Source organism: Mesorhizobium sp. M7A.F.Ca.CA.004.04.2.1 (assembly GCF_004022825.1).
Taxonomy (GTDB): Bacteria; Pseudomonadota; Alphaproteobacteria; order Rhizobiales; family Rhizobiaceae; genus Mesorhizobium.
Map to the genome: position 1 here is coordinate 1 of NZ_RZPH01000909.1, position 2,471 is coordinate 2,471.

Here is a 2,471-nt window from a genome sequence, read left to right on the forward strand (position 1 = left end):
GTATTTCGTGCGGCCGGCAGCGCTCTCGCGCAGCTTGCGGTAGAGATCCATGTCCTGCCAGCGCTTGACCAGCAGCGGCTCCTTCTCCGGCAAGCCGGCACGCATCGGGAAATCCGTCTGCGGCAGGTAAAGCGTTTTGGAATAGTCGATCGTTTCAGTTGTATCGGTCATTGGTCTGCCATTTGCATTGCCCGGCGGGCGTACAAGCTCGGGCGTGAACTATCATGTTATGGAAAAAGCGCGAGGGGGCGCGCAGAAACTCCCGGCGGCTCCGGCGGCGCTCAGGCCACCCGGAACACCGGGCCTGTAATTCGTATCGCGATCGCGAAAAGGCGCGAAAAGCTGGTCATGGCTGGGCTTTTAGCCGAAGCCACGGCAGGAATAAAGCGTCTCGTTCGATTCACCTACATCGTGAAATCGAAGCGGTAGGTGGTCGACACGCCAATCATGAACTGGTTGCGGTCGCCGCGCTCCTTGACCAGGCTGGAATCGGCCGCCGGTCCCATCAGGCGCGAATATTCGCCAAACAGGCTGGCGGTCATCGGCTCGGTCACCTTCCAGGTTATGGCGCCGCCGAGGCCGGTCGATTTCAGCCCGCCACCGGGATGATATTCGCTCAAGCCCGAGGCCACGGCTTCCTGTGCGTTGACGCCGTAATAGGCGTCGAAATAATTGCCTGAGGCGAAGGAAACACGCGGACCGCCCGAAATCCTGACGGTCGGCGTCACATCGTAAAAGGCGTCGGCGGCGATGTCGGCGACAAAGCCGTTGTGAGCGCGAATGCCGTGGCGCAGCTCGGCGCGGGCGCGCAGCCAGTCGGTCGGATAGAATTCGAAGAAGCCGCCGACTTCCCCGCCCCAGCGCACCGGATCGAGGCCCTTCAGCTCATCGGCGTTGTCATCATCGCGGGAAAATAGGAACTTGCCGGTCAGGCCGGCGCGGAAACCGCCATCATCGACCAGCGCCAGCGAGATGTTGTCGTTGCGCGAGACAAAGCGGGCCGCCGGTCCGGCCTTGCCCAGCGAAATGATCGGCGAGGCGCTGAGCAGGTACTTTTTGCCGCCCTCGAAATTCGGCGCCACCATGCCGGTGGCACCTACGGTCAGATACCAGTCGCCGGACAGCCAGCTGCCCTCGCCCGCATGGGCAGTGCCCGCTCCGCCCAGCACCGCAGCGGCCAACACCAGAGAGATTCTTCCGACCGGACTCATGGCCACTCCACTAACACGACACACACGATTACCGATGACAGCTTTGACGGCCCTTTGGTAAAATTTGATTTAAACCCGAGACATACGCTCGCGCTTTTGCAGCGGTCCCGCTGCCGGTCATCGACTGGACGTTGGCCCGTGCCCGGATTACCTTCCATCCGCAGTATTCCGCAGCCCTCGATGGAGACCGCGACAATGACCCTGCATGGCGACGCCTTGAAAATCGCGCTCGAACAGACACGGACAAAATGGGGATGGTTTGTCGCGCTCGGTGTGCTGCTGCTCATCTTCGGCGGCATTGCCTTCGCCAATCTGTTCGTCGCCACAGTGGCTTCCGTCTACGTCGTGGGATGGCTGATGCTGATGGCGGGCATAATCGAGATCGTGCACGCGTTCGGCGTCAAGACCTGGAGCCGGTTCTTCTATTGGCTGCTCAGCGGACTGCTGTACGCCGTTGCCGGCTTCTTCGCTTTCGGCAATCCGCTGCTTGCCTCGGCGGTGCTGACGTTCCTGCTGGCGATCGCGCTGGTCGCGTCAGGGGTGCTCAGGGCCTGGGTCGGCTACAGCCATCGGCCGGAACGCGGCTGGGGCTGGCTCGTCGCTGCCGGTGCCATCAGCGCGCTTGCAGGCCTGATCATCGCGATGGGCTGGCCGGTCAACAGCCTGTGGGTGCTCGGGCTGTTCCTGGCGATCGACCTGATCTTCCAGGGCTGGACCTTCATCGCCGTCGGCCTGGCATTCAAGAAGTAGCCGGCATCACGCCTGGCTCAAAAAGCCATGGCCGCGTCGAGCTCGGAGAGCGGCCTGACGCCGGCGAGCAGCGCGCGTGCCTCGGCTTCATCGCGTTTCATCTGCGCGACCAGCGCGTCGAGCCCATCGAACTTCACCTCCGGGCGCAGGAAACCGAAGAAGGAAACCTGACAGACCTCGCCATAGAGGTCTTCGGAGAAGTCGAAGACGAAGGTTTCCAGCAGCGGCGTGCCATTGTCATTGACGGTCGGGCGCCGGCCGAAGCTGGCGACGCCGTCGTGAAGCGTGCCGTCGGCGCGGCGGAAGCGGACGGCATAGATGCCCTCCTTGAGTGCGGCTTCAGCCGACAGCCTCATATTCGCGGTTGGAAAGCCAAGGGTGCGGCCAAGCTGCTGTCCGCCGACCACTTCGCTTTCGACGGTGAAGCGGTAGCCGAGCAGACCGGCGGCTTCGGCCACTTCGCCCTCGCCCAGCAATCCGCGGATGCGGCTGGACGACACCACCTCGGCG

3 protein-coding genes are annotated in these 2,471 nt (G+C 63.0%); 1 reads left to right on the forward strand and 2 read right to left on the reverse strand.

Features of this window, described 5'->3' with window-relative positions:
- Nucleotides 1–404: 404 nt before the first annotated feature.
- Nucleotides 405–1,211, reverse strand: coding sequence for a MipA/OmpV family protein (locus EN893_RS29020; RefSeq protein WP_127271597.1), 807 nt, complete (start codon nt 1,209–1,211; stop codon nt 405–407).
- Nucleotides 1,212–1,406: 195 nt separating this feature from the next.
- On the opposite strand from EN893_RS29020, the gene EN893_RS29025 reads away from it, so the two are divergent.
- Entirely contained in the window at nt 1,407–1,961 is a 555-nt protein-coding gene (locus EN893_RS29025) for an HdeD family acid-resistance protein (RefSeq protein ID WP_127271600.1), read from the forward strand.
- A gap of 17 nt (nt 1,962–1,978) precedes the next feature.
- Here EN893_RS29025 and EN893_RS29030 read toward each other — a convergent pair.
- The coding region (locus EN893_RS29030; RefSeq protein ID WP_281062511.1) for a riboflavin kinase at nt 1,979–2,471 on the reverse strand (493 nt) is incomplete at its 5' end.